Source organism: Kribbella sp. VKM Ac-2569 (genome assembly GCF_004216905.1).
Classification (GTDB): Bacteria; Actinomycetota; Actinomycetes; order Propionibacteriales; family Kribbellaceae; genus Kribbella.
In genome coordinates this window covers 199,498-224,183 of sequence record NZ_SGXJ01000004.1, presented here as the reverse complement: position 1 = coordinate 224,183, position 24,686 = coordinate 199,498, and the positions used below count along the sequence as shown (strand labels likewise).

Genomic DNA, 24,686 nt, shown 5'->3' with positions numbered 1-24,686 from the left:
GGATATGACTACTTCAGTGAATGTCGGACACCCGCGAAGTACGGCGGCGTTGCGGAGCGTGCAACTGCTGGTGGCCGGCTATCTGGCGGTCAGCGTGCTGACGCTCGTCGCCGTCATCGTCCTGCGCCACCACGCGACCTTGGTCAACGATGCGGTCTGGGTTCGCGGGACGATCGTGGTCGGCAGCGCCCTGCTGACTGTCCTGTTCGCACGCAGCGCGGCGCGAGGTTCCCGGAAGGGCTTCCTGCGGCTGCGGATCGTCTCGGCGGTGATGCTGGTTGCGATCGTGGTCATCATCGCGCTGCCGGGCACGTTCCCGGTGTGGATGAAGGGGGAGCAGGCCATCTGCGGCCTGCTGCTGCTCGGCGTTGCGCTGCTGGTCAACGGCAAACACCTTCGCTCGGTGTTCACTGGGTGACATGGGCGAGCAGGTTTGGCCGCTGCGGGTGACGGTGGTGCCGTACGTGCTGCTCGCGTGCCTCGCGGCCGTCACGATCCCGATCAAGCGCGATCAGCCCGGGTCACTGGCCGTCGACCTGGGGCTGTGCGCGTTGATCGCGCTGTGGACGCTCGGCATGTTCACGCTCCGCCCGGCCCGGCGGACCAACGTTCGTGCGATGGCGATCTTCGTCGCCGGCTTCGTGGTGCTGCTCGCGGTGCTGGTGGTGCGGGATCCGTGGTTCGGCTTCCTCACCCCGGCCGGCTACTTCTACACGTTCATCCTGCTGCCGTGGCCCGGTCAACTGCTCGGCGTCGGGGCGGTCGCGGTCATCGCCGGTACGGCGCAGTCGTACGACATCCCGAAGACGGACGTGCTCGGACTCTTCGGCTACGTGGCCGTGGTCGGGGTGAACGTGGTCGGGATGTGTCTCGCCGCGTGGCTCGGCCACCGCGGCGAGGAGCTCAGCCGGCAACGGAAGGAAGCGGTCGACGCGCTCACCGAGACCAACCGCCGACTCGAAGCCACGCTCGCCGAGAACGCGATCCTGCACGAACAGTTGCTGACCCAGGCCCGCGACGCCGGCGTCATCGACGAGCGGCAGCGGATGGCCCGCGAGATCCACGACACCCTCGCGCAGGGACTGACCGGGATCGTCACCCAACTCCAGGCCGCCGAGAACGCCTCGGATTGGCGTCGGCACGTGACGACCGCGGTCGGGCTCGCCCGCGAGAGTCTGACCGAGGCACGCCGCTCGGTACACGCGCTCCGACCCCAGCCGCTGCAGTCGGCGACGTTGAGCGAGGCGATCGCGGACGTCGTACGGCGGTGGTCGGCGGTGCACGGGATCGACGTACAGCTGACCACGACCGGTACGCCGCGGGTGATGACGCCCGAGGCGGAGTCGACTCTGCTTCGAGCAACTCAGGAGGCGTTGGCGAACGTGGCGAAGTACGCGCAGGCAACTCGCGTGGGGGTGACGCTGTCCTACATGGAGAAGCAGGTCGCGTTGGACGTTCGGGACGACGGTGCCGGCTTCGACCAGGACCGGATCACGTCGTCGGAGACGGGTGGGTTCGGCCTGGTCGCGATGCGGCAGCGGGTCGAGGCGCTCGCCGGGACGCTCGAGGTCGAATCCGAGCCAGGCCTCGGTACGGCGATCTCCGCGACGGTGCCGCTGACGGGACGGCCGGCATGATCCGGTTGGTGATCGCCGACGACCATCCGATCGTCCGCGACGGGCTGAGCGGGATGTTCGCAGCCGATCCCGACTTCGAGGTGGTCGGCGAGGCGGGGGACGGCGCCGAGGCGATCCGGCTGGCCGAGGCGCTGCAGCCGGACGTGATCCTGATGGACCTGCAGATGCCGGGCGTCAACGGTCTCGCAGCGATCGGTCAGCTGGTGGAGCGCGGCGTACGGTCCAGGGTGCTCGTGCTGACGACGTACGACACCGATGGGTACGTCGTACCCGCGATCGAGGCCGGCGCCACCGGCTATCTGCTCAAGGACGCGCCGCGCGACGAGCTCCTCCGCGCCGTTCGGGCCGCCGCCGACGGCCAATCCGTCCTTGCGCCCTCGGTCGCCAACACGCTGATGAACCACGTCCGCACCCCGCCTGTCGCCGACCTGCTCAGCGCGCGGGAACTCGAGGTCCTCCAGTTGGTTGCTGCTGGCAACACCAACCGCGAGGCCGCGCGCCACCTGTTCATCAGCGAGGCCACGGTCAAGACGCACCTGCTCAACATCTACGCCAAACTCGACGTCTCCGACCGCGCCGCAGCCGTGGCGGCGGGCTTCAAACGCGGCCTGCTCTAGACGCGGTAGTCGCTGTCGCGGCGGTCGGTGATGAACATGTAGCCGGGCGCGTGCGTGATCGCGTACGGCGGCCGGGACGCCATCAGCGCTGCCTGCGGAGTCACCCCGCACGCCCAGAACACGGGTACGTCGCCGTCGGCCGCGTCGACCGGATCGCCGAAGTCCGGCTGCGTGAGGTCGGTGATCCCCAACTCGCTCGGGTCCCCGATGTGCACGGGCCCGCCGTGCACCGCCGGCATCGCTCGCGTGATCCGTACGGCGTCGTCGACCCGGTCCGCCGGAATCTGGCGCATCGAAACCACCAGCGGACCGTGCAACCGCCCGGCGGGCTCGCACTCGCGGTCGGTCACGTACATCGCCACGTTCCGCCCCTGATCGACGTGCCGCAGCGGAATACCCTCGGCCGCCAGCGCGGTCTCGAACGTGAAGCTGCACCCGAGCGAGAACGCGACCAGGTCGTCCCGCCACACCTCGCTCGCATCCGCCATCTCGGCCACCAACTCGCCGTCCTGCCAGACCCGGTACTGCGGAAGATCGGTCCGGAGGTCAGCGCCCCGAGCAAGCCGCGTCGTCGGATCGCCCGGATCACTCACATCGAGCACCGGGCAGGCCTGCGGGTTGCGCGTGCAGAACAGCAATACGTCGTACGCCCAGTCCGCGGGGACTGCGATCAGATTGGTCTGCGTATAGCCGCCGGCCCAACCGGTGGTCGGCCCGCTGAAGTCGTCCCGGAACAGTGACCGTGCCTGGACCGGAGTGAGCGATGCAGTCGTCGTCATGAGACCCCCTCTCAGGTGATCTCACGATAGAGATTGTTGAACAATACGACAAGAGGTCAGATGACGATCTCGTGGATCCATTCGGCCGGAGTCTGGGTGTGCAGGCGCCAGTAGTGGTTCGCGATGTCGTCCGGGTCCCAGCCGCTGCCGGGGGAGACGCCGCCGCTGACCGTGACGCTCGCGGCATGGACGCCGGCCGCGCCGTACTGCTGGTGGAGAAGGGTGATGACCGCGCGGACGCCGGCCTTGCCGAGGGAGAGGCTCGCGTAGTCGGGCTTCGGCAGGGGCATGCCGCCGGTGATCAGGAACGACCCGCTGCCACGCTCGGCCATCGCGGGCGCGAGGTGCGCCGCGGTGGTGATCGCGCCGACCACGTTCACCGCTAACGCGTCGAGATGCTGCTGCGCGGTGAGGTCGCCGATCCGGTCCGGCTGGATCAGCGCGGCGTTATAGACGACCGCCTCGGGTACGCCGTACGCCTCGACCACCTGATCGAGCGCCGTTCGGAGGCCGGCTTCGTCCGTCACATCGGCAGTGACCGGCAGTACGCCGGCACTCCCGAGCTCCTCGGCTGCGGCCTTCACCGTCGCCTCCGAGCGCGCGATCAGCCCGGCACTCATCCCCTCCCGGACGAACCGGCGCGCTACCGCGAGCCCGATCCCAGGACCTACTCCCACCACGACAACTCCAGACATGGCGGGAATCGTAAACCTTGCCCTCTAGGTCAAGGTCAAGAAGGGCGGTGCTGGGCGACTGCTGTGGCCGACCGGTCGTCGCCGTCGGCCCGGAGGCCGTCGATCACGCCGTCGACGTCCGCGGCCGGGCGGTTCTGGCTGAGCTTGAACTTGGCCTCGATCCGCTTGATCCCGATCTCCACGCCGACGATCGCCCGCAGTTGCCCGCTGACGTACTTCGCCGGCGCATCGTCCACCGACCACGGCTCCGCCCGACCTGTCTCGTGATGGTCGGACAAGCGCCGTACGACGTTCTCGACCCAGGCAGGGTCGTCGTACACGGTCATCGTTCCGTGCACGTGGGCGGTGATGTAGTTCCAGGTCGGGACGACGCGGCCGTGGTCGCGCTTGGAGGCGTACCAGGTCGGCGAGACGTAGGCGTCCGGTCCGTGCATGATCACCAGCGCGTCGCCGATCACGGGGAGGCGCCAGTGCTCGTTGTTCCGCGCCAGGTGGCCGAGCAGCACGTTCCGCTCGCGGTCGTGGATGAACGGCAACATCGTCGCCGTCAACCCGTCGGGCGTCATCGTCACCAGATCCGCGGCCCCGTGGTGGGCGAGCAACTCCAGAACTGCCTCGTCGTCGGGGGCGAAGTGCGCAGGAACGTACATGAAATCCAGTCTCCCCACCGACGCGAACCCTCGAAAGGTCCAATCCGTGAGGCTTTCGTCAGCCCACTTTCAGCGCGGCGGCCCGGTCGTAGTCGTCGTGCCAGTCACCGGTGGGCGGCAGGATGATGCGCTCGACACCGGCTGCCTCGTACGCGGCGAGCTGCTCGAGCGGATCGCCGTCGAGCTGCGGCGCGACCACGGTCGCCTTCAACTGCTTGCCATCGGCAAGTTCGTTGATCCGCTCCAGGCTCGTCCGCACCTCGTCCGGTGACATCGCGATCGTCGCCCATCCATCGGCGTACGCCGCCGCTCGCCGATGCGCCCGTACACCGTTCCCGGCCACGAAGATCGGCGGCACCGGCGACCCGGGCGCGATCGTCACGTCGAGGTCCGTCCCGAGTGTCGTGGGTTTGCCCGCGATGAGATCCGGGAGTACGGCGAGCGCCTCGTCCGTCAGCCGCCCGCGGTCCGCGAACTCGACACCGGCCGCCCGCCAGCCGACATCACCGTGCGCAGGGTTGCCGGTCCCGACGCCCAGTACGAGCCGGTTGTTCGACACGAGCTGCAACGTGCTGATCTGCTTCGCCGCCCACGCAACCGGCCGCAATGCCAGCAACATCACGTTGTACCCGACCGTGATCCGCTCGGTCACCGCAGCCGCGGTCGCCAGTACGACGGAACTGTCCAGCATCGGCGCACTCGCGACCAGATGATCCGTCGACCACACCGAGTCCAGCCCGACCTCCTCGGCGTACCGCGCACTCTCCCGCACGTCCCCGAGAATCGCCCGCGCCGGATCCGGCGACGACGTCGGCAGAATGACCCCGATCTCAACTGTCATACCCGCCCCAACCTCCCGCCGCACCGAACCTATTCCACATGGGCCTGCCAGTACGGCGCGTTGGCGGCGTACCGTCGGCAACTGGGAGGCTGGAGAATGAAGCTCGGGATTCAGAACGTCGTGTTCGCGTGCCCCGGGAACACGCCTGAGAGTTACGACCATGGGGCCCGGCCGATCGCGAGGTTCTACGCGGAACTGCTGGGAATGCGCGTGATCCGCGAGGACTGGTTCCTGATCGGCGACGATCGACTCAACCTCGGGTTCGGCGACGGGCCGATCGACTACCAGCCGCCACGGTGGCCGGATCCGGCGTACCCACAGCAGATGCACCTCGACATCGCCGTACCCGATCTCGCGCAGGTCGAGGTTCCCGGTGCGACGCTGCTCGACGACTCACAGGCCTGGCAGGTGTACGCCGATCCAATCGGCCACCCGTTCTGCCTGCGCGAATCGGCGACTGACCGGGCGAAGATCGCTCGGATCGTCATCGACTGCCCCGAACCGCAGGCGCTGGCCACGTTCTACAGCGCGCTCCTCGACCTGCCTGAGCGCGAACTCGATAGTCCCGACCGGGTCGTGGTGGCCGACTCGCCGGCGCTTGCCTTCCAGCGTTCCGATGCCGCGGCTCCGCGATGGCCCGACCCGGCGTACCCGCAGCAGGTTCACCTGGATCTCTCCACGGACGATGTGCCTGCTGCGCGCGATCATGCGTTGGCGGTCGGCGCTCAACCGCTTCAAACCACCGGACCGGACCACTACGTGTACGCCGACCCGGCAGGGCACCCGTTCTGCATCTGACGCCGGTTAGGGTCCTGGGATGAGTCGACGGGTGGCGGCGTACGCGGTGTGTGTCGAGGACGGGCGGGTGTTGCTGGCTCGGTATGTCTCGCCGTACGGGGATGGGAGTTGGTGGACTCTGCCGGGTGGTGGTGTCGAGCCTTGTGAGGATCCGTTCGACACTGTGACGCGCGAGGTCGCCGAGGAGACTGGGTACGAGTCGGTCGTCGAGCGGCTGCTGGGGGTCGACTCGCGGATCGTGCCGGCCGCCGTACGTCGTCGTCCCGGGTCCGATGACCATCAGAACATCGGAATCTTCTACGCCGTACGGATCACCGCCGGCACCACGCGCCCCGAACCCAACGGTGAGACCGCCGAATCCGTCTGGACCCCGATCGCCGAGGTCCCGACGCTCCGTCGCGCCGCCCTGGTCGACGTCGGCGTCGCCCTGGCCCAGTCCCGCCCGCTCACCGGTCACGTCCCGCCCGTCGAAGCAGGCGGACTGATCGAGCACTAGACCTGTCGATCTCCGGCCGGCTCAGGCATCGGAGAGGCATGAACGACATCGTGATCGAGAAGATCGTCCGCCACGTCGGTCACGCCGACCTCCTCCGCGAGTCCCTCGACGGCACGACCGGCGAATAGACTCCGGCCCTGCACTCAGCGCAGGTCGCCGTCGCCGCCGAGGACACCGCGGGACGCCCGGTCGGCGAGCTTGGCGATGTTGTGCTCGGCAACGTCCTCGAGCCGGATCTCGAGCCTGGTGCACAGCTCGGACAGGTACCAGAGCACGTCACCCAGCTCGAGCGTCAGCGCTTGCCGATCCGCCTCGGTGATCACGCCTTGCCGATCCCGGAAGATCTTCTTCACCTTGCCGGCGACCTCGCCCGCCTCGTTCACCAGGCCCAAGGTCGGGTACACGATCGGATGATCGGTCGCAACCAGCCCACCGGTCCGCGCCGCCGCCTGCTGATAACCACTGAAATCCATTTCACTCACGCCCACCAGTCTTGCAACACTCGTGACCCATGTACGACCTCCCGGTCCAGAACACCGACGGTTCGGTCCTCCTCACCTTCGACCGCCTCCACGAAGAGGATCTCGGCAGCCTCGAGGCCTCCGTGCCCCTGACCGCCTCACTCGTTGTGCTCTGGTGGGGTCACAAGTGCCTGATGGTCTTCAACCGGTTCCATCAGGCCTGGGAGCTGCCCGGCGGGATGATCGACCCGGGGGAGTCGGCTCGCGAGGCCGCCGTACGGGAACTCGACGAAGAGAGTGGTCAGCGTGCGGACTCCCTCGACTTCGCCGGGGTGGTGAAGATCCGGGTCGCGCCCGACGATCGGCTGGAGTTCCTCGCCATCTACCGCGGGTACGTCGACACGCCCCGGCCGTTCGCGCCGAACGAGGAGATGTCAGAGGCTGTCTGGTGGACCCCAGGCGAGCCGCTGACCGATCTGTACCCGATCGACGCAGCCCTCGCGACCCTGTGCCCACTGGAACGGTGAGATCAATGGGAGAACTCGTCACCGAGACGTTCGAGTACGACGGTGGACGGCAGGTATCCGTCTACTTGCCGGCGGATCCACCGGAAGCCATCGTGTTCGCGGGTGACGGCCAACTGATCACCCAGTGGGGCGGGGATCTCGAGCAGGCCGACGTACCGCCGACGATGGTGGTCGGTGCGTACCGTACGGACGACTCGGACGAGATGGCGCGGATCGAGGAGTACTCGCCGTCGTTCAACGAGGAACGGTTCGCGGCACACGAGAAGTTCTTCGTAGAGGACGTGCGCGACTGGGTGCGCTCCCGCTTCGGCGTCGCGCTGCCGGCCGAACGGACCGCGGTATGTGGCGTATCGGCGAGCGCTGAACTCGCCCTGGCCATGGGCGTTCGACACCCGGACATCTACGGCTCGATCTTCGCCGCCTCACCTGGTGGCGGCTACCGGCCACCGGAGGTCATGCCGAGCCCGCTCCCACGCGCGTACCTGGTCGCCGGCACGCTGGAGCCCTGGTTCATGGAGAACGCCGCCCGCTGGGCCGACGCCTTCCGCGACGCCGAAGCAGACGTGGTCATCACCGAACGCGAGGGAGACCACGGCGATCCCTTCTGGCAGGCCGAGTTCCCGCTGATGGCGTCCTGGGCCTTCACGACCTGAGAGCTATTCGCCCGTCGCGCCGTCGATGCGCTCGCGGAGAAGGTCCGCGTGGCCGTTATGGCGCGCGTACTCCTCGATCATGTGCAGGTAAATCCACCGCAGCGTGTAGTCCTCGCCGGGGCTGACTTCGTCGAGAGCGAGACCTGCGACAGCGGCACGCGACCGGGCGACACTCGCTTGGTAGCTGGCCAGGTCGTCGGCGGCCCGCGTGGGGTCGACATCGAATCCCTTTGCCGCCCCCGGCACGTAGTCCCAGAAGTACAGGTGATCCGGTTGACCGTCGTACTCATGGAACCAGGCCTCGACTCCGGACAGATGCCGAACCAGGCCGAGCAGCGACATCGACGACGGCGGCACCGACCGCAGCACCAACTGCTGCGGCGTCAGCCCACCGCACTTCAGCAGCAACGTCGTCCGCTGGAACTCGAGACGATCTTCGAGCGCGGACCGCTCGTCGATCGGATTATTCGGCGGCTCAACCCGCTCAGGCACACTCCAGATCGACACCCCGGCGAGGCTACCTACGGCCCGATATCTTGACCAGCGAGTTTGTACCTGCCGCGGGGTGGGCGAGCGGGGTAGCTCGCCCATCCGCGCGGGTTCAGATGGTTTCGGTCGGGCGGTTGTGGCGTACGTGGCCGGGGAAGCGGTGGATCTCTTGCGGCCAGTTGAGTACGACGGCCAGGCGGCCGGCCCAGTAGCGGGCCGTCTCGTCGTCCGGTACGTCGACGACGCAGAAACCACCGAGGTGCTCCTTGGTCTCGACGTACGGCCCGTCGCTGAAGATCGGCTCCCCGTCCTTCGCCTCGACGCTGCAGATCGCGGTGGAGGCGTCGATCCCGCCGTTGCTGAAGAGGAAGATTCCGGCCTCCTCCATCTCCGCGATCACTGCCTTCCCAGCGGCGCTCTTGGTGCGCAGGTCCTCCGCCGTCTGGTCAGGCACCCACTCGTCGTTGAACGTGATCAGATATTCAGCCACTGTCATCTCCTCTCGGCGCGGCAACCCGAACGGCCGCCACACCAACTCCACGAACGCCAACACCCCAATCCGACACCATCCCACAACCAATCTGTGCGGCATGCTTGGGAGCGGGGGCGGGAAGTTTCTTCGGGGTCGTGTCGATCCGCGGGCCGCTCGTTCGACCTGGGGGTGCGAGGGCCGAGAGGCGGCCCCGTCGGACAAGGAGTACGTGATGGCGCAGTACATGCTGATCATGCGGGGCACCGACGAGACGAACGCGGCCATGATGGCCAACATCGACGAGATGATGACCACGACGCGCCAGTTCATCGAGGCGATGGACAAGGCCGGGGTGTACGTCGCAGCCGAAGGCCTGGACGATCCGGCCCAGGGCGTCGTCGTGCATTTCACCGACGAGGCGCCGATCGTCACGGACGGACCGTACGGCGAGACCAAGGAACTGTTCGGGGGCTACTTCGTGCTCGACGTCGCCTCGAAGCAGGAGGCGGTCGAGTGGGCCAAGCGGGTCCCGGCGGTGCCCGGATCCAAGATCGAGGTACGGCGGGTGCCCGGCGAGGACGAGGTCCCGCAGGACAGCGCGAAGTTCGTCAAGGAAGACGCCTACCGCCAGAGCAACGGCCAGAGCTGATGGATGCGGCCGGCGTCGAGGCCGTCTGGAGGATCGAGTCAGCGCGGATCGTCGCCGCGCTGACCCGGTTCACCGGTGATTTCGGGTTGGCCGAGGATGCGGCACAGGAGGCGGTGGCCGAGGCACTGGTGTCGTGGCCGGTTGCCGCTCCGGCCAGTCCGGCCGGCTGGCTGATGGCCACGGCCCGGCGGCGGGCGATCGACGCGATCCGCCGCCGTACCGCCCTGAAGGATAGGTACGCGCTGCTGGCGACGGCATCGGTCGTCGACGACGAGATCGACCCGGACAGGATCGACGACGACATCCTGGCGCTGATGTTCATCAGCTGCCACCCGGTGCTTTCCCGCGAGTCCCAGGTGGCGCTGACCCTGCGCGTGGTCGGAGGCCTGTCCAGCGAGGAGATCGCCCGCGCGTTCCTCGTATCCGTGCCGACCGTGCAGGCCCGCATCACCCGGGGCAAGAAGACGATCGCCGCAGCCGGGGTGCCGTTCGAACTGCCTGCGGCGGACGAGCGCCGGGAGCGATTGAGCGGCGTACTGAGCGTGCTCTACGTGATCTTCACCGAGGGGTCGACGGCCACGTCGGGCGAGCGGCTGGTGCGGCATGATGTCGCGTACGAGGCGATCCGGCTGGCCCGCACACTGGCCGCGCTGCAGCCGGACGAGCCGGAGGTGCACGGCCTGCTGGCGTTGTTCGAGCTGACGGCGGCGCGCTTCCCGGCCCGGACCGACTCGGACGGTTCGGCGATCCTCCTGGAGGACCAAGATCGGCGGCGGTGGGACTTGTCGGCGATTCGCCGCGGGCTGGGCGCACTGGTCAAGGCATCGCCCCGCGGCCTCGGCCCCTACGGTCTGCAGGCCGCGATCGCCGCCGCCCACGCATCGGCGCGCTCGGTGGAGGAGACCGACTGGGATCGGATCGTCGTGCTGTACGAAGCGCTCGGCCGGGTCGCGCCCTCGCCGGTGGTCGAACTCAACCGAGCCGTCGCCGTAGCCATGGCCTCAGGTCCGGCCCAGGCCCTCGCGATAGTCGACGAACTGGTCGCCCTGGACCGACTCCCCGGCTCACACCTGGTCCCGACCGTACGAGGTGAACTACTGACCCGCCTCGGCCGACACACTGAGGCCCGCGCCGAACTGGAACTGGCAGCCCGCCTGTGCACCAACCAACCCGAACGCTCAATCCTCCTACGCAAGGCCGCCGCACTGGACTGACTTGTTCACCCCTGTGGGGAAGCCTGTGGACAGGATCACGGGTGATAATCACCCGATGCCTGAAAAGCACTCACGTCCCGTGCCCGGCGGTCGAGCCTTCTACCTGACCGAACGCCTCTGGAAGTTGTCCGAAGGTCTTCCTGTCGAGTCCGTACCGATCGAGGCAATCCCGGACTTCGACGAGGACTGCTGGTTCGGCGGCAGGCCCGTCACCTGCCGAATGGTCGCCCGCCACGCCGCGCTCATTCAGAAAGCCGACCTCAGCTACCCAGTGATTCTGTCCGCAGACGGCCGCCTGATGGACGGCGGCCACAGAATCTCCAAAGCCTGGATCAACGGCCTGACAACCATCAACGCCGTCCGCTTCAAAACCGATCCCGAACCTGACTACTACGAGTGGAACACGCCCACCTGACGCCACGCGAAGGGCGCGGCGCGATGATGAGGCCATGGCCGACGACAACCCGCGAGTCGTGTTCCTCTTCGATGACATGGACCTCTACATGTTTCCGTCACTCGACACCGCCGAAGACTGGATGGAAGCGGTTGACGTTGACGCCGGCGAGTACACCGCCGCGATGACAGAGACCGGACAGGTCATCAGGATGAGGACAGAGGATGGACTCGTCATCCTGGAGTTGACTGCCGAGGCGGACCTGGCGAGGTTGCAGGAGCTCCTGCGCGAGTACGGCGAGCTGATCGGGCAACGAGGGATCGAGCTGGACCCTGACGGCTTCGCCAATCGGTCATGGCAACTCGACTGGGAGAACCGTTGGCCGAAGTGGCCTCGATGGCTGGACAGACGACTCCACCCACACGGCCCGGTCCAGGCATAGAGCCAGGCGTGACTGCGTGAGCTCGTCCAGTTCAATGTCGCTGGTGACTCGCCGAGCCTGTTAACCGGTTTTCGCTAGAGCATGCGGAGGGCGCCATCGAAGAGGCTCTCCGGGTCGTGCAGGATGCGGCAACCGTCGCGAAGAACCTTCGCCGTTCCTGGGTCCAGAGGAGTCGAAAGCCACTCCTCGGTGACCACCCCTAACTCGACAACAAGCCCGCTGCTGAGGCGAACCCTCCGCTCCGTGAGCGGACCCCAGTCCTGGCAGCGAATCAGTCGAGGTCTGCGGTCGATGGAACGTGCCCATTCCATTCCGCTGATGTGGCGGTCCTTGTCTGCGGGAACCAGGACGATGTCCACGTCGCTCGCCATCCGAGGTCGGCCGTATGCGTACGAACCAACCAAGGCGAGCCCCTGTACGTCGGTCTGCACTTGTGCCCAAGCGGTGATGCCGGAGATCGCCGCCTCCGCACAAAGCCGCCTACCTTTGAACCGTGCACTCATCCGGGAAGCCTCGCAGATGGCCCTACCCGACAGGCCGGTCATCGCGGATGAGTCGGGCTCTTAGCGCGTTGGCCTGGTTGTCGCTCAGACCTCCGTGACGAAGGTACGGCTCAACCCCGCCGTACCTGTCTTCGAGGTGCTTTAGTGCTGCGAGCATCGTCTCCGGCCGGGCGGTGAAGGACTCAGCCAGATGGCTCCGCTCGGTGGGATCGTCGATGAGGAGGAGCTGTTCGTCGAGGTGGTCGCGCATGCGGTCGTCCAGGACGGCGTAGTCGGCGGCGACGCATTCAGTCGGTACGCCAGCGAGGCTCAGGGCCAGTGCGACCACGGTCCCGGCACGGTCCTTTCCGGCATGGCAATGGACGACGACTGCACCGCCGGGCGCATCGGCGATCGCCCCGACTGCGGCGGCGAACAGCTCGGGGTGGAGGTCGAGCATCGCCACATACTGCTGGTCGATGCTCTGCGTCGGATCGTAGGGATCGTCTGCGTTGTAGAGCGGCATGTTGCGGTAGAGAGGGTCGGATGCGAAGGGTGACGGGTCACCTTCGCACTCCGGGGGAGTCCGTACGTCGATGATGCGGCTCACAGAAGCGCCCCGCACCGCTTGGACGCCGGCCTCTGTCAACCGTGAAAGGTTGTCGGAACGGATCAACGCGCCAGAACCGATCTGGCGACCGTCACTCGTGGGTAGACCGCTGAGATCGCGGACGTTGAGGCAGTTGGGCCACGTCAGACGCATGGGTGCGGTCACAGTTGTTGAACCTCTTCCTTCCGCCGGCCGAGCGCGGAGTCGTCAGCTGTGCGGACACGAGTCTGCGCCGCTGGACGCCGAAACATAAGTCTTGAAGTTGCGGCCCAAAGCTGCGGAAAAATGGATTGGGAGAACTCACCGTTTCCGCTTGATCATCACGAGGTCGGCGCCGCCTAAGACGGAAGACTTGGTGGGCTCGTCCCCAGGTCGATGGCGACGCGTCAGAGCACGCGGAGGGCACGCCGCCTCTGAACGAGGCAAGGGAGGACGATGGCGTGAGCCGAGAATCGCGCTCTGACCTGCATGAACGCGGTGGTGGAGACGAGGGGACTTGAACCCCTAACCCCTGCCTTGCAAAGGCAGTGCTCTGCCAGTTGAGCTACGCCCCCGTTGGGGTGGTCAGTGGCCCGGGGTTACCGGGTCGGCGACCTCGGCCCAGAGGTCCTTCTCGGCGCGGGACTGCTGGGTCTTCTTGTACACGAAGTATCCACCGACGCCGGCCAGCAGCACCAGCAGGATCTTTCTCAGCACTGGAGACTCCTCGGATGTGGCTGCGAAACAACGTGAGGGTGGGCCTAACTGGACTTGAACCAGTGACCTCTGCCTTATCAGGGCAGCGCTCTAACCGTCTGAGCTATAGGCCCGCATACTGCGGTGTCGAACCCGGGAGAGATTACCGCACCAAGTGCCCTACTCCCAAACCGGTTCCGGCCGGGCCTGGAGCAGGTCCGGCCGGAACGGGAGGTGCCAGGTCAGTCCTCCGACGCCAGCGTGACTTCGAGGCCGCCGAGGAGCGTGGCGGCGATGTTGTAGAGGAACGATCCGAGGGTCGCGAGTGCCGTGATGATCAGCACGTCGGCGCACGCCAGCAGTGTGGTGAAGCCCATCACCTTGCCGGTGTTGACGTAGTTCTCGACCCGGAACGGCTCGCCCGCCGGCGTCCCGAGGACCTCCTGGACGGTCGAGTTGATGTTGTCGAACACCCCGGCCGCACCGATCGCGGACCAGACGATGAAGACCGCGACCCAGGTCACGATCCCGAACGCGATCGCCAGCAGGAACGCCGTCTTCATCACCGACCACGGGTCGATCCGGGACATCCGCAGCCGCGCCTTGCGCGTCTGCGGCCGGCCCGACGCCTTGGCGTCCTTCTCGGCGTGCCGCTCCTGCTTGGCCTCGGCACGCTCAGCCTTGTCGGACTTCACCGCGGCGGCCTTGTCCAGGACGGCCTGACGCGCCGAGCTCATCCGGTCACCGAACGACTCGGTCTTCGCCTCGTTCCCGCCGTACGACGGGGTGCCGCCGACCGGCGTGACGACCGACGGAGGGCTCCACGGCTCCGGGCGACCGGGCGTACTCGGGGCGGGCTGCTGCGGCCGCACCGGTGCGGACCCCGGGGCCTGCGGTCGGTACTCGGACGGCCGCTGGCCGTTCGGTGTACCTGTCCTCTGGCCGTTGGCGCCGGGAACGCCGTTGGAACGACCGTTGGAAGCCGGGTTGGCCGGGGCAGCTGACGGCTTCCCACCCTGCGCGGTGCGCTGGGGGTTGGAGCTGTCGGCCGCACCTTCAGGCCATGTCGGCCTCGCGCGGTTGGTCATCAGTCACCCTCCTGGCCGGCTTCGTCGTCTTCGACGGTAGCCGCGCCGTCCACATCCGTCGAACGCTCGTCACCAGACTGGACGCTCTCAGAGGTGGATTCGGTTGTCGATCCGTCCACATTCTGGGCACCTCCAGCGACGGTACCCTCCTCGGCCGCTTCCGATTCCTCCCCGACGATGGTCAGATCGGTGTTCCGGGCGATCGCGACCACCGCGTCGGACTCGCCGACGCCGGCGAACCGGACGCCCATCGTGTCGCGGCCCTTCACCGGGACGCTGTCGACCCGGCTGCGGACGACCTGACCGCTGGCCTTGATCGCCAGGACCTGGTCCTCGTCGACAACGATGATCGCGCCGACCAGCGAGCCGCGCTCGTCGTTCAGCTTGACCGCCTTGATGCCGAGGCCGCCGCGGCCCTGCTGCCGGTACTCCGAGACCTTCGACCGCTTCGCGTACCCGGCGTCGGTGACCGTGAAGACGAACTGCGTGTCCTCCTCCGAGCCGGCCCGGATCACCGACATCGACAGCACCTCGTCGCCGGACCGGAACTTCATCCCGGTCACGCCGGAGGTGGCCCGGCCCATCGGCCGCAGTTGCTCGTCGTTCGCGGTGAAGCGGATCGACTGACCCTTCCGGGACACCAGCAGCAGGTCGTCCTCGGCGGTGGCCAGGTCGGCGCCGATCAGCTCGTCGTCGTCCTCGCGGAAGTTGACCGCGATGATGCCGCTCTGCCGCGCCGAGTCGTAGTCGCGCAGGGCCGTCTTCTTGACCAGGCCCTTCTTGGTCGCGAGCACCAGGTAGTCGGACTGCTCGTAGTCGCGCAGCGTCAGCACCTGCGCGATCTCCTCGTCCGGCTGGAACGAGAGCAGGCCGGCGACGTGCGAGCCCTTCGCATCCCGCGCGGACTCGGGCAGCTGCCACACCTTGGCGCGGTAGACGCGACCCTTGGTGGTGAAGAACAGCATCCAGTGATGGTTCGTGGTGGCGAAGAAGTGGTTGATCTCGTCCTCGGCCCGCAACTGCGCGCCACGGACGCCCTTGCCGCCCCGGTTCTGCGTCCGGTACAGGTCGGTCTTGGTCCGCTTCGCGTAGCCGCCACGGGAGATCGTGACGACGACCTCCTCGTCCGGCACCAGGTCCTGCACCGACAGGTCTCCGTCGGCCGCGATGATCTCGGTCCGCCGCTCGTTGCCGTACTTGTCGACGATCTCGGCGAGCTCGTCCTTGACGATCGACCGCTGCCGCTCCGGGCTGGCCAGGATGTCCTCGAGGTCGGCGATGACCGCCTCGAGCTCCTGCAACCGCTCGATGATCTTCTGCCGCTCCAGGGCGGCCAGCCGCCGCAGCTGCATGTCCAGGATCGCCTGCGCCTGGATCTCGTCGATCTCCAGCAGCTGGATCAGGCCGGTGCGGGCCTCGTCCACATCCGGGCTGCGCCGGATCAGCGCGATCACCTCGTCGAGGGCGTCGAGCGCCTTCACGTAACCGCGGTAGATGTGCGCGCTCTTCTCCGCCTCGCGCAGACGGAAGCGGGTCCGCCGCTGGATGACCTCGATCTGGTGGTCGATCCAGTGGCTGATGAACAGATCCACGCTGAGCGTGCGCGGTACGCCGTCGACGAGCGCGAGCATGTTGCAGCCGAAGGTGTCCTGCAGCGGCGTGTGCTTGTAGAGGTTGTTCAGTACGACGCGCGGCTGAGCGTCCCGCTTCAGCACGATGACGAGTCGCTGACCGGTCCGCGACGAACTGTCGTCACGGATGTCGGCGATGCCGCTCATCTTGCCGGTGTTCACCAGCTCGGCGATCTTCAGCGCCAGGTTGTCCGGGTTGACCATGTACGGCAGCTCGGTGACGACCAGGCTGGTCCGGCCCTTGGCGTCTTCCTCGATGTCGACGACCGCGCGCATCGTGACCGAGCCACGGCCGGTGCGGTAGGCGTCATCGATGCCCTTGTAGCCGACGATCAGCGCGCCGTTCGGGAAGTCCGGGCCCTTGATGTACTGCAGGCAGGCGTCGAGCAGCTCCTCGCGGGTCGCCTCCGGGTGCTCCAGCGCCCAGTCGACCGCGGCCGCCACCTCACGCAGGTTGTGCGGCGGGATATTCGTCGCCATGCCGACCGCGATACCGGACGAGCCGTTCACCAGCAGGTTCGGGAAGCGGGCCGGCAGGATCACCGGCTCCTGCGACTTGCCGTCGTAGTTGGGCCGGAAGTCGACCGTCTCCTGGTCGATGTCGCGGACCATCTCCATCGCCAGCGGCGCCATCCGGCACTCGGTGTACCGCATGGCGGCGGCCGGGTCGTTGCCCGGTGAACCGAAGTTGCCCTGCCCCTGGATCAGCGGCGCCCGCATCACCCACGGCTGCGCGAGCCGGACCAGGGTGTCGTAGATCGCCGAGTCGCCGTGCGGGTGGTACTGACCCATGACGTCACCGACGACGCGGGAGCACTTGTTGAAGCCGCGATCCGGCCGGTAACCGCCGTCGTACATCGCATAGAGGATGCGGCGGTGCACCGGCTTGAGGCCGTCACGGACCTCGGGCAGCGCGCGGCCGACGATGACCGCCATCGCGTAGTCGAGGTACGACTGCTGCATCTCGGTCTGCAGGTCGAGGGGCTCGACGCGGTCGTGGCCCGGCGTGGTGGGGGTCTCGGTCATGAAAAAGTCCCGTTCAGATCAGTACGTCGGTGAGCAGCGGCGAGATCAGATGTCGAGGAAGCGGACGTCCTTGGCGTTGCGCTGAATGAAACTGCGCCGCGCTTCGATGTCGTCGCCCATCAGCGTCTGGAACGTCTCGTCGGCGCGGATCGCGTCGTCCAGCGTGATCTGCAGCAGCACCCGGTTGGCCGGGTCCATCGTGGTGTCCCACAGCTCGTTCGCGTTCATCTCGCCCAGACCCTTGTAACGCTGGATCGGGTTCTCCTTGGGCAGCTTCTTGCCCGCCTCGTAGCCGGCTTCGAGCAGGCCGTCGCGCTCCCGGTCGGTGTACGCGAGCTCGTCAGGCTGGTTGCTCCAGCGGATCTTGTACAGCGGCGGCTGTGCGGCGTACACGTGGCCGCGCTCGATCAGCGGGCGCATGAAGCGGAACAGCAGGGTCAGCAGCAGCGTGCGGATGTGCTGGCCGTCGACATCGGCGTCGGCCATGATCACGATCTTGTGGTACCGCAGCTTCTCCTCGTCGAAGTCCTCGTGGATCCCGGTGCCGAGCGCGGAGATGATCGCCTGGACCTCGTTGTTCTGCAGGACCTTGTCGATCCGGGCCTTCTCGACGTTCAGGATCTTGCCCCGGATCGGCAGGATGGCCTGGAACTTCGGGTCCCGGCCGCCCTTCGCGGAGCCACCCGCCGAGTCACCCTCGACGATGTAGACCTCGCATTCCTCCGGGTTGGTCGACTGGCAGTCGGCCAGCTTGCCCGGCAGGCCGCCGCCACCCAGCAGGCCCTTGCGGTTGCGGGCCAGGTCGCGGGCCTTGCGGGCCGCGATCCGGGCGCTCGCCGCGGCGGTCGCCTTGCGGATGATCTCGCGGCCCTCGGCCGGGTTCTGCTCGAACCAGGCGCCCAGCCTGTCGTTCACGACCCGCTGGACGAAGCCCTTCACCTCGGTGTTGCCGAGCTTGGTCTTCGTCTGGCCCTCGAACTGCGGCTCGGCGAGCTTGACCGAGATGATCGCGGTCAGGCCCTCCCGGATGTCGTCACCGGTGAGCCGATCCTCTTTCTTCTTGATCATGCCCTGGTCCTCGCCGAACGAGTTGACCAGTGAGGTGAGAGCGGCCCGAAAGCCCTCTTCGTGGGTGCCGCCCTCGTGCGTGTTGATCGCGTTCGCGAAGGTGTGCACGGACTCCTGGAACGAGCCGCTCCACTGCAGCGCGACCTCGAGGCTCATGCTGTTCTCGCCGTTGGCCGCGGCCTCGAACGAGATCACGTCGCGGTGCACGGTCTCGCGAATGCCGGTCAGGTACTTCACGTAGTCGACCAGGCCGTTGTCGGCCTTGAACGCCTGCTCGACCGGGTGACCGTCCTCGGTGTGGTCCGGACGCTCGTCGCGGATCACGATCTCGAGGCCCTTGTTCAGGAAGGCCATCTCGCGGAACCGGGTCGCCAGCGTCTCGTACGAGTACGTCGTGGTCTCGAAGATGTCCTGGTCCGCCCAGAACGTCACGGTGGTCCCGTTCGCCTCCGACGTACCGACCTCGGCGAGGTCCTCGTCCGGGACGCCGTGCGTGAAGGACTGCGTGTACAGCTTGCCCTTCAGTTTCACGTCGACCTTGAGCCGGGTGGACAGCGCGTTCACGACGGACACACCGACGCCGTGCAGACCACCGGACACCTTGTATCCACCGCCGCCGAACTTGCCGCCGGCGTGCAGGACCGTCAGTACGACGGTGACGGCCGGCTTGCCCTCGGACTCGACGATGTCGACCGGGATACCGCGGCCGTTGTCCTCGACGCTGACCGCGCCGTCGGGCAGCAGGGTGACGACGATCCGGTCGCCGTACCCGGCCATCGCCTCGTCGACCGCGTTGTCGACCACCTCGGTGACGAGGTGGTGCAGACCGCGCTCACCGGTGGACCCGATGTACATACCCGGACGCTTGCGCACCGCGTCCAGACCCTCGAGCACCTGGATCGCGCTAGCGTCGTACTCGCGCTCGACGAGGTTCGACGGGATGGTGTCGAGCATCGGGGGGAGTTCCTCGCCGGATGCGGCGGTGCCGATGGGGTCGGCGGACTGGTTGGCGTCGATCTCGGTCGGCTCGTCGGTCACCGGCTGTTGTCCTCCTCGGACCCCGCGTTCGCGAGGCATCGCGGCACAGTTGAGCCGCCCTCTACGGTGATGGCAGAGGCGCGGCTCGCTCTACTCCGTTCATTCTACCCGTCGAGCGAAGCAGAACCTGCCACCAGCCGCCCGAAACTCACCTCAGGGCGTCTTTTCTCCCTCATCTCCATGTCCCCTCTCGCGGGTGGGGGGCCAGAAAGCGCTCACGGGCACTCAGTGGCCTCCGGCTGTTTCGCCACTGACCGTTCCGGCACTCACCGGTCCAGACCGCTCAGGCCCGTTCGAGGCGGCCGGGGACGACGGGTGCCTGGCGCGCACCCACCGCCCCTTAGGATCGCAGCCGTGGAAAGTCTCGACGAGGTCATCGATGCCATGATCGCCGACCGGGTGATTCACCGGCACCGGCGGATCTGGTTGCTGCTGATCGCCCTCATCGTGGCGGCAGCCCTGGTGGTGCTGGCCACCGGCGGCTGGAAAGAGAAGAAAGGCCGCGTCGTCCCGACCATGGAGGCCCCGGCGACGGTGACCGCCGGCCGGTTCGAGTTCAACTTCACCAAGGCTGAGATCGTCCGGAAGCCGAAGACCGACTACAGCGCGGCCGAGACCACGCTGAAGGTGTACTTCACTGCGAAGAACATCGACTCCGAGGAACACACGAGCGACTCGGTGCAGAACAGCCTCCTCGTGTTCGTTCCGGGCAAGGGCGAGGACCTGGTCGACTCCAACGGCGGCGACTGCCATGACGGCCTGAACTGGCAGTTGGTCTACGGGCTGCCGCCGGAAGAGTGCAGCACCAAGTTCAAGGTCGCTCCGGACTTCGCCGCGGACATGGTCGAGATCGGGGTCTTCGAGGAGCACTACGAGGCCGACAACGGCGCACTCGGACTGAGCGAGCAGCCGTACTGGCAGCGCGAGACCCCGGCCGCCGTTGTCCGGCTCAAGCCGACCGTTGTTGTCGATGACGGGAAAGACGGATGAAGCTCTACCGCCCCGCGACCATCCTGGTCGGCCTGCTGTTCGTGCTGCTCGGCGGTGTGACCCGGCTGGCCGGTCCCGACCATGTGTTCGGCGAGGACCAGAACCTGAAGGTCGAGCACGGCACCATCGGTGAGGCGCTTCCGTACGCGGGCAGCGGGTCGACGATGAAGGTCACCCGGATCAAGTTCGCCAAGTCGATCATCCAAGCCGATGCGAGCGACGACGACAAGCCGTTCGAGACCAACGGCGTCTTCGTGGCGGTTGAGTGGGATGCGGTCCGCGGCGTGAAGGACCCGGATTCGTTCACGCCGACGCTGATCACCGACGGCGGCAGCGTGTACACCAAGGTCAGCGACCCGAGCGAGAGCAGGATCGACTTCCCCGACGCCGGCTTCGCGAGTACCGGGTCCGTCGTGTTCGAGGCCAACCCGGCCGATCTGAAGGGCCTCACCCTGAGACTCAAGCCGTCCATGCTCTTCAACGTGTACAACTCCGAGATCCGCGTCGATCTGGGCGTCCCGACCGAGGCCATCGCCCAGCAGATGGTCGACGGCGCCGTCGACCAGTACGTCATCAACGACGACGTCACCCGGGTGGCCTCGTGAACCTCGCGAGCCGGGCCAGCCGGCTGGTCGTTCAGCTCTCGCTGATGGTCGCCCTGCTGGGCCTGGGGGTGTTCACCGTGGTCCATCCCTATCTGAGCGACGACGAGGACCTGTACAAAAGCGGTCGGGTCGACGAGGTCGTCAGCCAGGGCCCGGTGACGGTCCAGGACATCGAGTGGAAGCTGGACTCGATGAAGGTCTATACCTCGATCCTGAACGAGGACGGCGAGGCGATCGAGCTCGACGCACCGGCCGGGTCGACGTTCGTGCTGGCCACGCTCACGGTGACGCCGCGGAAGGGTCTCCAGCTCGACGACCAGGGATTCAGCTGTGACGCGAAGCTGCGGGACAGCAAGGGCAACATCTGGGAGGACACGCAGGCGACCGGCTATCCGCTGCCGACCTTCTGCGGCGACGACGACCACCCGTTCACGATGGACAAGCCGGGCAAGGTCGCCAAGGTCTACATCGTCCCGAAGAGCGTCGTACCGAACCTGATCGGTCTGACCGTCGAGGACTTCTACATCCACCGACGGGTGCTGATCACTCCCTGACGGCGAGCGGGAACCCGTCAGGCGTTGGCGGGAACCGGCTGCTCGGCCGGCGGCGCCTTGGCCTCGGCGATCGCCGCCGCCTCGGCGCGACGCTCGTTGCCGACCGAGATGCACAGGTCGAAGGCTGCGGCCAGGAGCGCGATCCGCAGCGGCTCGAAGAGCAGCGACTGGATCAGGTTGGCGACCTCGTGGTACATCAGGCCCCAGCGCTGCCCGTGGATGCCGAACATCCGCTGGAACACCACGAACGCCCAGTCGTTGCCGAGCAGCCAGAACGTGTAGACGAGGCAGACCACGCCGAGGAACACCGGTCCGACCCGGACCAGGAGGCGGAACGCGTTGATCGCGGGGTAGAACTTCTCCCGCACGCCCGCCAGCAGCAGGTCCGGGGCCTTGTAGGTCAGGCCGGCCAGCCGGCCTCGCTGCGGCGCCTGCTGCTGCTCGGCGTGCGCGCCGAGTCGGCGTTCGAGCCGTGTACCCCGGAAGACACCGCCGCCCGACAGCACGCGGTGACCGAAGACCACGGTGCAGATCGCCAGCCACGTCAGCGGCTCCGCGACGCCCAGCTTGAACAGCGGCCAGAGTGACTCCCAGAAGAAGCCCCAGAGGAACTCGATACCGGCCGGGATCGGGATGTGGATCTTTTCGAAGAAGTCCTTGAGGCCGTCCCACCGGTCCAGCGACCAGTACCAGAAGGTGCGGTCCTTGAACCACTCCTTGCCCTGGGCGATCGCGAACGGCGTGATCACGAACGTGAGCAGCACGAAGAAGGCTTCGGCCCAGACCTGGGCGAACTTCACCGGACGGCTCGGCCACCGGTCGTCGATGGCCTGGAACACCCGGCGCAGCACCAGCAGTACGGCGAGGGCGGGCAGGTAGCCGTGCCAGTTGTGATTGCCGAGCTTGAAGAACGACGAGCCGGCCTGCATCCCGTTCTGGACCAGGTACGTCGCGCTCAGTTGACTGACCTGATCGTCGAAGAAGCCCCACGCCGACCAGACCGCGACCAGTGGCAGCAGCGTGACCGCGAGCAACTCCAGCAGGCCACGCTGCGTCGGGTCGGACGTCTCCTCGGCCTCGTTGCTCGCCGCGTCCCGCCAGCGGTAGAGCGACATCGCACAGGTCCGGATCATGCCGACCGCCGCGGTGATCTGCAGCAGTACGCCGACCGCGAACAGGCCGGTGCCCAGACTCGAGTGCAGGTGCTTGGCCAGCCAGATCGCGCCCTGCGCGCACACCGTGAACCCGACAAAGCCGGCGAGCCACCAGGTGGTCATGGGCAGGAGGTTCTTCCACCAGAGCCGGAAGGTATCTCCGATCAGGTGGACCATCTCGCGAAAGCCGTCAACGAGCGTACGCATCGCGCCTGATCCTAGGGGAGGGCCGGGTCCTCCCAGCAACTCAGGCCGTCATCCGTAAGTATCGCGGGGTCCGCGGCCGCCGCGGACCGTGCGGGGGCCCTTGCGCCAGGTGTAGGTGTTGGGGCCCAGGACCTTCACCAGGGAGACGGTTCCTTCGCCGAGTTCGGCGTTCAGCCGGAAGAGCAGTTGCGGGACCAGCAGATCGAGCTGGACCTTCCACGCGGTCGACGACGTACGGACGGTCAGCACTGTGTCGTCGTACGACTCCGGTTTGCAGTGTTCGGCCATCTCCGGGCCGACGATGGACGGCCAGCGGGCCATCACGCCGTGGACGGCGACATCGACCTCCCAACCCTGGTCGCGCATCAGCCGGCCGAGGGTGTTGGTCAGCTTCTGCGGGTCGCGGTCGTCGGGGCGGGCGCTGCTGATCTGGGCGCCGCCGATCCGCGGCCGTCGGCGGCGTTTGACCGGCATGATGCCGCCCTTCGCCGCCTGCTGCTTCAGCCGGGCCGCCAGCGACTTCGCCAGGTCCAGCCCTTGCTTGTCGTGATCCGGCTCGATCGCTTCGTCGCTCTCGGAGCCGCTCTCAGAGGAATTCGGGGGTTCAGGCACGCTGAACGACCCCCTCACCCACCTCGAAGCGTGCCCCGCTCAGCTCAGTGGGCACGTCAGCGGCGACCGCTGCGGTCACCAGCACCTGCTCGGCCGGCGCGACCAGCTCGGCGAGCCGGTCCCGGCGCTGCGAGTCGAGCTCGGCGAACACATCGTCGAGGATCAGCACCGGTTCACCTCCATCCGCGCGTAACAGGTCGTACGACGCCAGCCGCAGCGCGAGCGCGAACGACCAGGACTCACCGTGACTCGCGTACCCCTTCGCAGGCAAGTCCCCGAGCCCCAGTACGACGTCATCGCGGTGCGGACCGACCAGCGAGACACCACGGTCGAGCTCGTCCTGCCGCTTGTCCCGCACCGCCGCGAGCAGCACCTCGTCGAGTTGCTCCCGCGACACGACACCGGGCTCGAGCAGTACGGATGACTTGTACTCGAGCCGCGCATCACCCTTGCCCCGGGCAACAGCGTCGTACGCGCTGGACACCAACGGGCGCAGCGCCTCCAGCAACTCCAGACGGGTCGCCAGCAGCTCGGACCCGGCGCGCGCGAGGTTCGAGTCCCAGACCTCGAGCGTGCGCAATTGGCTGTCGGCGGCACTCGAGCGGTTCTGCCGGCGTGCCTGCGAGGCGCTCCGGAGCAACGAGTTCCGTTGCTTGAGCACCCGGTCGTAGTCCTGCCGTACGCCGGCCATCCGCGGTGACCGCAGCGTCAGCAGCTCGTCCAGGAACCGCCGCCGCTCGGACGGATCGCCCTTCACCAGCGCGAGATCCTCCGGCGCGAACAGCACCGTGCGGAGCAGTCCGAGCACTTCGCGTGGCCGCGGCACCGGCGAGCGGTTGACCCGAGCCCGATTTGCCTTCCCAGGATTGATTTCCAGCTCGACCACCACGTCGCGGTCGTACTGGCTGCGGATCTCCGTGCGCACGATCGCACGGGTGGCGCCGGCCCGCACCAGCGGTGCGTCGTTCGCCACCCGGTGTGAACCGAGGGTCGCGGTGTAGTGGATCGCCTCGACCAGGTTGGTCTTGCCGTGGCCGTTCGGCCCGACGAAGGACGTCACGCCCGGAGTGAGCTGGACCTCCGCCTGCTGGTAGGACCGGAAGTCGAGCAGACCCAGGGCGGTGACGTACAC

The 24,686-nt window shown here is 67.3% G+C and carries 30 protein-coding genes, 2 tRNA genes and 1 pseudogene; 15 read left to right on the top strand and 18 right to left on the bottom strand.

From position 1 onward, the window contains the following. Positions 1 to 4 precede the first annotated feature (4 nt). Genes EV649_RS27565 through EV649_RS27555 form a run of 3 tightly spaced genes read left to right on the top strand, consistent with a single transcriptional unit; the run spans position 5 to position 2,254 of the window. Complete coding sequence (locus tag EV649_RS27565; protein WP_198682733.1) at positions 5 to 418, top strand: hypothetical protein; 414 nt, start codon at positions 5 to 7, stop codon at positions 416 to 418. Position 419: 1 nt separating this feature from the next. After that, positions 420 to 1,637 carry a sensor histidine kinase gene (locus EV649_RS27560; RefSeq protein ID WP_130386517.1) on the top strand — a complete coding sequence of 406 codons (1,218 nt, stop codon included), beginning with the start codon at positions 420 to 422 and terminating at the stop codon, positions 1,635 to 1,637. After that, on the top strand, positions 1,634 to 2,254 hold the full coding sequence (locus EV649_RS27555) for a response regulator transcription factor (protein WP_130386516.1): 621 nt from the start codon (positions 1,634 to 1,636) through the stop codon (positions 2,252 to 2,254). Before EV649_RS27560 ends, EV649_RS27555 begins: the two co-directional genes overlap by 4 nt. Here the strand turns inward: EV649_RS27555 and EV649_RS27550 are convergent. Genes EV649_RS27550 through EV649_RS27535 form a run of 4 tightly spaced genes read right to left on the bottom strand, consistent with a single transcriptional unit; the run spans position 2,251 to position 5,219 of the window. Continuing rightward, complete coding sequence (locus EV649_RS27550) at positions 2,251 to 3,033, bottom strand: putative hydro-lyase (protein ID WP_130386515.1); 783 nt, start codon at positions 3,031 to 3,033, stop codon at positions 2,251 to 2,253. The genes EV649_RS27555 and EV649_RS27550 overlap by 4 nt on opposite strands. Before the next feature lie 56 nt (positions 3,034 to 3,089). Further along, on the bottom strand, positions 3,090 to 3,728 hold the full coding sequence (locus tag EV649_RS27545; protein WP_130386514.1) for an SDR family NAD(P)-dependent oxidoreductase: 639 nt from the start codon (positions 3,726 to 3,728) through the stop codon (positions 3,090 to 3,092). A 35-nt stretch (positions 3,729 to 3,763) separates the two neighbouring features. After that, a complete protein-coding gene (locus EV649_RS27540; RefSeq protein ID WP_130386513.1) occupies positions 3,764 to 4,378 on the bottom strand; it encodes an FMN-binding negative transcriptional regulator in 615 nt (204 codons plus the stop codon). 58 nt (positions 4,379 to 4,436) lie between these two features. Beyond that, the gene (locus EV649_RS27535; RefSeq protein WP_130386512.1) at positions 4,437 to 5,219 is read right to left on the bottom strand and encodes an LLM class flavin-dependent oxidoreductase; all 783 of its coding nucleotides are present in this window, start codon (positions 5,217 to 5,219) and stop codon (positions 4,437 to 4,439) included. Between the two features lie 96 nt (positions 5,220 to 5,315). On the opposite strand from EV649_RS27535, the gene EV649_RS40935 reads away from it, so the two are divergent. Genes EV649_RS40935 through EV649_RS27520 form a run of 3 tightly spaced genes read left to right on the top strand, consistent with a single transcriptional unit; the run spans position 5,316 to position 6,641 of the window. Then, positions 5,316 to 6,017, top strand: a complete 702-nt coding sequence (locus tag EV649_RS40935) for a VOC family protein (RefSeq protein WP_157996327.1) — start codon at positions 5,316 to 5,318, stop codon at positions 6,015 to 6,017. A 19-nt stretch (positions 6,018 to 6,036) separates the two neighbouring features. Continuing rightward, positions 6,037 to 6,513, top strand: a complete 477-nt coding sequence (locus EV649_RS27525) for an NUDIX hydrolase (RefSeq protein ID WP_130386511.1) — start codon at positions 6,037 to 6,039, stop codon at positions 6,511 to 6,513. 38 nt (positions 6,514 to 6,551) lie between these two features. Continuing rightward, positions 6,552 to 6,641: a DUF664 domain-containing protein gene (locus EV649_RS27520; RefSeq protein WP_130386510.1), complete on the top strand. Its 90-nt coding sequence runs from the start codon at positions 6,552 to 6,554 to the stop codon at positions 6,639 to 6,641. A 15-nt stretch (positions 6,642 to 6,656) separates the two neighbouring features. Here EV649_RS27520 and EV649_RS27515 read toward each other — a convergent pair whose 3' ends face one another. Further along, positions 6,657 to 6,986 (bottom strand): nucleoside triphosphate pyrophosphohydrolase family protein, encoded by a 330-nt coding sequence (locus tag EV649_RS27515; protein ID WP_130387155.1) that lies wholly within the window; start codon positions 6,984 to 6,986, stop codon positions 6,657 to 6,659. A gap of 38 nt (positions 6,987 to 7,024) precedes the next feature. On the opposite strand from EV649_RS27515, the gene EV649_RS27510 reads away from it, so the two are divergent. Further along, positions 7,025 to 7,501: an NUDIX hydrolase gene (locus EV649_RS27510; RefSeq protein ID WP_130386509.1), complete on the top strand. Its 477-nt coding sequence runs from the start codon at positions 7,025 to 7,027 to the stop codon at positions 7,499 to 7,501. Between the two features lie 5 nt (positions 7,502 to 7,506). Beyond that, the gene (locus EV649_RS27505; protein ID WP_130386508.1) at positions 7,507 to 8,154 is read left to right on the top strand and encodes an alpha/beta hydrolase-fold protein; all 648 of its coding nucleotides are present in this window, start codon (positions 7,507 to 7,509) and stop codon (positions 8,152 to 8,154) included. 3 nt (positions 8,155 to 8,157) lie between these two features. Here the strand turns inward: EV649_RS27505 and EV649_RS27500 are convergent, their stop codons facing one another. After that, positions 8,158 to 8,661 carry a DinB family protein gene (locus EV649_RS27500; RefSeq protein ID WP_241998731.1) on the bottom strand — a complete coding sequence of 168 codons (504 nt, stop codon included), beginning with the start codon at positions 8,659 to 8,661 and terminating at the stop codon, positions 8,158 to 8,160. Between the two features lie 94 nt (positions 8,662 to 8,755). Then, positions 8,756 to 9,133 carry a YciI family protein gene (locus EV649_RS27495; RefSeq protein ID WP_130386506.1) on the bottom strand — a complete coding sequence of 126 codons (378 nt, stop codon included), beginning with the start codon at positions 9,131 to 9,133 and terminating at the stop codon, positions 8,756 to 8,758. Between the two features lie 214 nt (positions 9,134 to 9,347). On the opposite strand from EV649_RS27495, the gene EV649_RS27490 reads away from it, so the two are divergent. From EV649_RS27490 to EV649_RS27475, 4 genes are read left to right on the top strand one after another with little or no spacing between them, the layout of a single operon-like run. Beyond that, positions 9,348 to 9,764 (top strand): YciI family protein, encoded by a 417-nt coding sequence (locus EV649_RS27490; protein ID WP_130386505.1) that lies wholly within the window; start codon positions 9,348 to 9,350, stop codon positions 9,762 to 9,764. Beyond that, complete coding sequence (locus tag EV649_RS27485) at positions 9,764 to 10,978, top strand: DUF6596 domain-containing protein (protein ID WP_130386504.1); 1,215 nt, start codon at positions 9,764 to 9,766, stop codon at positions 10,976 to 10,978. The genes EV649_RS27490 and EV649_RS27485 overlap by 1 nt, the downstream gene beginning before the upstream one ends. Positions 10,979 to 11,003: 25 nt before the next feature. Further along, positions 11,004 to 11,393 carry a hypothetical protein gene (locus tag EV649_RS27480; protein WP_198682731.1) on the top strand — a complete coding sequence of 130 codons (390 nt, stop codon included), beginning with the start codon at positions 11,004 to 11,006 and terminating at the stop codon, positions 11,391 to 11,393. Positions 11,394 to 11,427: 34 nt separating this feature from the next. Next, on the top strand, positions 11,428 to 11,814 hold the full coding sequence (locus EV649_RS27475; protein WP_130386503.1) for a hypothetical protein: 387 nt from the start codon (positions 11,428 to 11,430) through the stop codon (positions 11,812 to 11,814). 74 nt (positions 11,815 to 11,888) lie between these two features. Here EV649_RS27475 and EV649_RS27470 read toward each other — a convergent pair whose 3' ends face one another. The 8 genes and pseudogenes from EV649_RS27470 to gyrB form a co-directional block, all read right to left on the bottom strand. Continuing rightward, entirely contained in the window at positions 11,889 to 12,317 is a 429-nt protein-coding gene (locus EV649_RS27470; protein WP_198682730.1) for a nucleotidyltransferase domain-containing protein, read from the bottom strand. 22 nt (positions 12,318 to 12,339) lie between these two features. Then, positions 12,340 to 13,059: a tyrosine-protein phosphatase gene (locus tag EV649_RS27465; RefSeq protein WP_130387152.1), complete on the bottom strand. Its 720-nt coding sequence runs from the start codon at positions 13,057 to 13,059 to the stop codon at positions 12,340 to 12,342. A gap of 325 nt (positions 13,060 to 13,384) precedes the next feature. Beyond that, positions 13,385 to 13,460: transfer RNA gene (locus EV649_RS27460), tRNA-Ala, on the bottom strand. A 10-nt stretch (positions 13,461 to 13,470) separates the two neighbouring features. Continuing rightward, positions 13,471 to 13,599, bottom strand: a complete 129-nt coding sequence (locus tag EV649_RS41765) for a DLW-39 family protein (RefSeq protein ID WP_327641047.1) — start codon at positions 13,597 to 13,599, stop codon at positions 13,471 to 13,473. Positions 13,600 to 13,641: 42 nt separating this feature from the next. Further along, positions 13,642 to 13,715, bottom strand: a tRNA-Ile gene (locus EV649_RS27455). 108 nt (positions 13,716 to 13,823) lie between these two features. Beyond that, positions 13,824 to 14,669, bottom strand: coding sequence for a DUF3566 domain-containing protein (locus EV649_RS41760; RefSeq protein ID WP_130386502.1), 846 nt, complete (start codon positions 14,667 to 14,669; stop codon positions 13,824 to 13,826). Between the two features lie 176 nt (positions 14,670 to 14,845). Further along, positions 14,846 to 17,326, bottom strand: a pseudogene (gene gyrA, locus EV649_RS27445) (DNA gyrase subunit A); the annotation flags it as partial. 45 nt (positions 17,327 to 17,371) lie between these two features. Beyond that, positions 17,372 to 19,348: a DNA topoisomerase (ATP-hydrolyzing) subunit B gene (gene gyrB / locus EV649_RS27440; protein WP_130387151.1), complete on the bottom strand. Its 1,977-nt coding sequence runs from the start codon at positions 19,346 to 19,348 to the stop codon at positions 17,372 to 17,374. 438 nt (positions 19,349 to 19,786) lie between these two features. On the opposite strand from gyrB, the gene EV649_RS27435 reads away from it, so the two are divergent. The 3 genes from EV649_RS27435 to EV649_RS27425 are packed head-to-tail and all read left to right on the top strand — an operon-like array spanning position 19,787 to position 21,581. Further along, positions 19,787 to 20,422 carry a hypothetical protein gene (locus EV649_RS27435; RefSeq protein WP_130386500.1) on the top strand — a complete coding sequence of 212 codons (636 nt, stop codon included), beginning with the start codon at positions 19,787 to 19,789 and terminating at the stop codon, positions 20,420 to 20,422. Beyond that, positions 20,419 to 21,027 (top strand): hypothetical protein, encoded by a 609-nt coding sequence (locus tag EV649_RS27430; protein ID WP_130386499.1) that lies wholly within the window; start codon positions 20,419 to 20,421, stop codon positions 21,025 to 21,027. Before EV649_RS27435 ends, EV649_RS27430 begins: the two co-directional genes overlap by 4 nt. Further along, on the top strand, positions 21,024 to 21,581 hold the full coding sequence (locus tag EV649_RS27425; RefSeq protein WP_130386498.1) for a hypothetical protein: 558 nt from the start codon (positions 21,024 to 21,026) through the stop codon (positions 21,579 to 21,581). Before EV649_RS27430 ends, EV649_RS27425 begins: the two co-directional genes overlap by 4 nt. Positions 21,582 to 21,598: 17 nt before the next feature. On the opposite strand, the gene EV649_RS27420 is transcribed toward EV649_RS27425, so the two are convergent. Genes EV649_RS27420 through recF form a run of 3 tightly spaced genes read right to left on the bottom strand, consistent with a single transcriptional unit; the run spans position 21,599 to position 24,686 of the window. Next, positions 21,599 to 22,942, bottom strand: coding sequence for a hypothetical protein (locus EV649_RS27420; protein WP_130386497.1), 1,344 nt, complete (start codon positions 22,940 to 22,942; stop codon positions 21,599 to 21,601). A gap of 48 nt (positions 22,943 to 22,990) precedes the next feature. Next, positions 22,991 to 23,554: a DciA family protein gene (locus EV649_RS27415; protein WP_130386496.1), complete on the bottom strand. Its 564-nt coding sequence runs from the start codon at positions 23,552 to 23,554 to the stop codon at positions 22,991 to 22,993. After that, on the bottom strand, positions 23,547 to 24,686 hold the full coding sequence (gene recF / locus EV649_RS27410; protein WP_130386495.1) for a DNA replication/repair protein RecF: 1,140 nt from the start codon (positions 24,684 to 24,686) through the stop codon (positions 23,547 to 23,549). Before recF ends, EV649_RS27415 begins: the two co-directional genes overlap by 8 nt.

Bases quoted from the DNA above. Each gene is read 5' to 3' on its own strand.
- EV649_RS27525 (WP_130386511.1), top strand. From the start codon at position 6,037: ATGAGTCGACGGGTGGCGGCGTACGCGGTGTGTGTCGAGGACGGGCGG.
- EV649_RS27505 (WP_130386508.1), top strand. From the start codon at position 7,507: ATGGGAGAACTCGTCACCGAGACGTTCGAGTACGACGGTGGACGGCAG.
- EV649_RS27470 (WP_198682730.1), bottom strand. From the start codon at position 12,317: ATGAGTGCACGGTTCAAAGGTAGGCGGCTTTGTGCGGAGGCGGCGATC.
- EV649_RS27510 (WP_130386509.1), top strand. From the start codon at position 7,025: ATGTACGACCTCCCGGTCCAGAACACCGACGGTTCGGTCCTCCTCACC.
- EV649_RS27520 (WP_130386510.1), top strand. From the start codon at position 6,552: ATGAACGACATCGTGATCGAGAAGATCGTCCGCCACGTCGGTCACGCC.
- EV649_RS27420 (WP_130386497.1), bottom strand. From the start codon at position 22,942: ATGCGTACGCTCGTTGACGGCTTTCGCGAGATGGTCCACCTGATCGGA.
- EV649_RS27475 (WP_130386503.1), top strand. From the start codon at position 11,428: ATGGCCGACGACAACCCGCGAGTCGTGTTCCTCTTCGATGACATGGAC.
- EV649_RS27535 (WP_130386512.1), bottom strand. From the start codon at position 5,219: ATGACAGTTGAGATCGGGGTCATTCTGCCGACGTCGTCGCCGGATCCG.
- gyrB (WP_130387151.1), bottom strand. From the start codon at position 19,348: ATGCTCGACACCATCCCGTCGAACCTCGTCGAGCGCGAGTACGACGCT.
- EV649_RS27560 (WP_130386517.1), top strand. From the start codon at position 420: ATGGGCGAGCAGGTTTGGCCGCTGCGGGTGACGGTGGTGCCGTACGTG.
- EV649_RS27545 (WP_130386514.1), bottom strand. From the start codon at position 3,728: ATGTCTGGAGTTGTCGTGGTGGGAGTAGGTCCTGGGATCGGGCTCGCG.
- EV649_RS27515 (WP_130387155.1), bottom strand. From the start codon at position 6,986: ATGGATTTCAGTGGTTATCAGCAGGCGGCGGCGCGGACCGGTGGGCTG.
- EV649_RS40935 (WP_157996327.1), top strand. From the start codon at position 5,316: ATGAAGCTCGGGATTCAGAACGTCGTGTTCGCGTGCCCCGGGAACACG.
- EV649_RS27565 (WP_198682733.1), top strand. From the start codon at position 5: ATGACTACTTCAGTGAATGTCGGACACCCGCGAAGTACGGCGGCGTTG.
- EV649_RS27555 (WP_130386516.1), top strand. From the start codon at position 1,634: ATGATCCGGTTGGTGATCGCCGACGACCATCCGATCGTCCGCGACGGG.
- EV649_RS27540 (WP_130386513.1), bottom strand. From the start codon at position 4,378: ATGTACGTTCCTGCGCACTTCGCCCCCGACGACGAGGCAGTTCTGGAG.
- EV649_RS27550 (WP_130386515.1), bottom strand. From the start codon at position 3,033: ATGACGACGACTGCATCGCTCACTCCGGTCCAGGCACGGTCACTGTTC.
- EV649_RS41760 (WP_130386502.1), bottom strand. From the start codon at position 14,669: ATGACCAACCGCGCGAGGCCGACATGGCCTGAAGGTGCGGCCGACAGC.
- EV649_RS27430 (WP_130386499.1), top strand. From the start codon at position 20,419: ATGAAGCTCTACCGCCCCGCGACCATCCTGGTCGGCCTGCTGTTCGTG.
- EV649_RS27485 (WP_130386504.1), top strand. From the start codon at position 9,764: ATGGATGCGGCCGGCGTCGAGGCCGTCTGGAGGATCGAGTCAGCGCGG.
- EV649_RS27490 (WP_130386505.1), top strand. From the start codon at position 9,348: ATGGCGCAGTACATGCTGATCATGCGGGGCACCGACGAGACGAACGCG.
- EV649_RS27465 (WP_130387152.1), bottom strand. From the start codon at position 13,059: ATGCGTCTGACGTGGCCCAACTGCCTCAACGTCCGCGATCTCAGCGGT.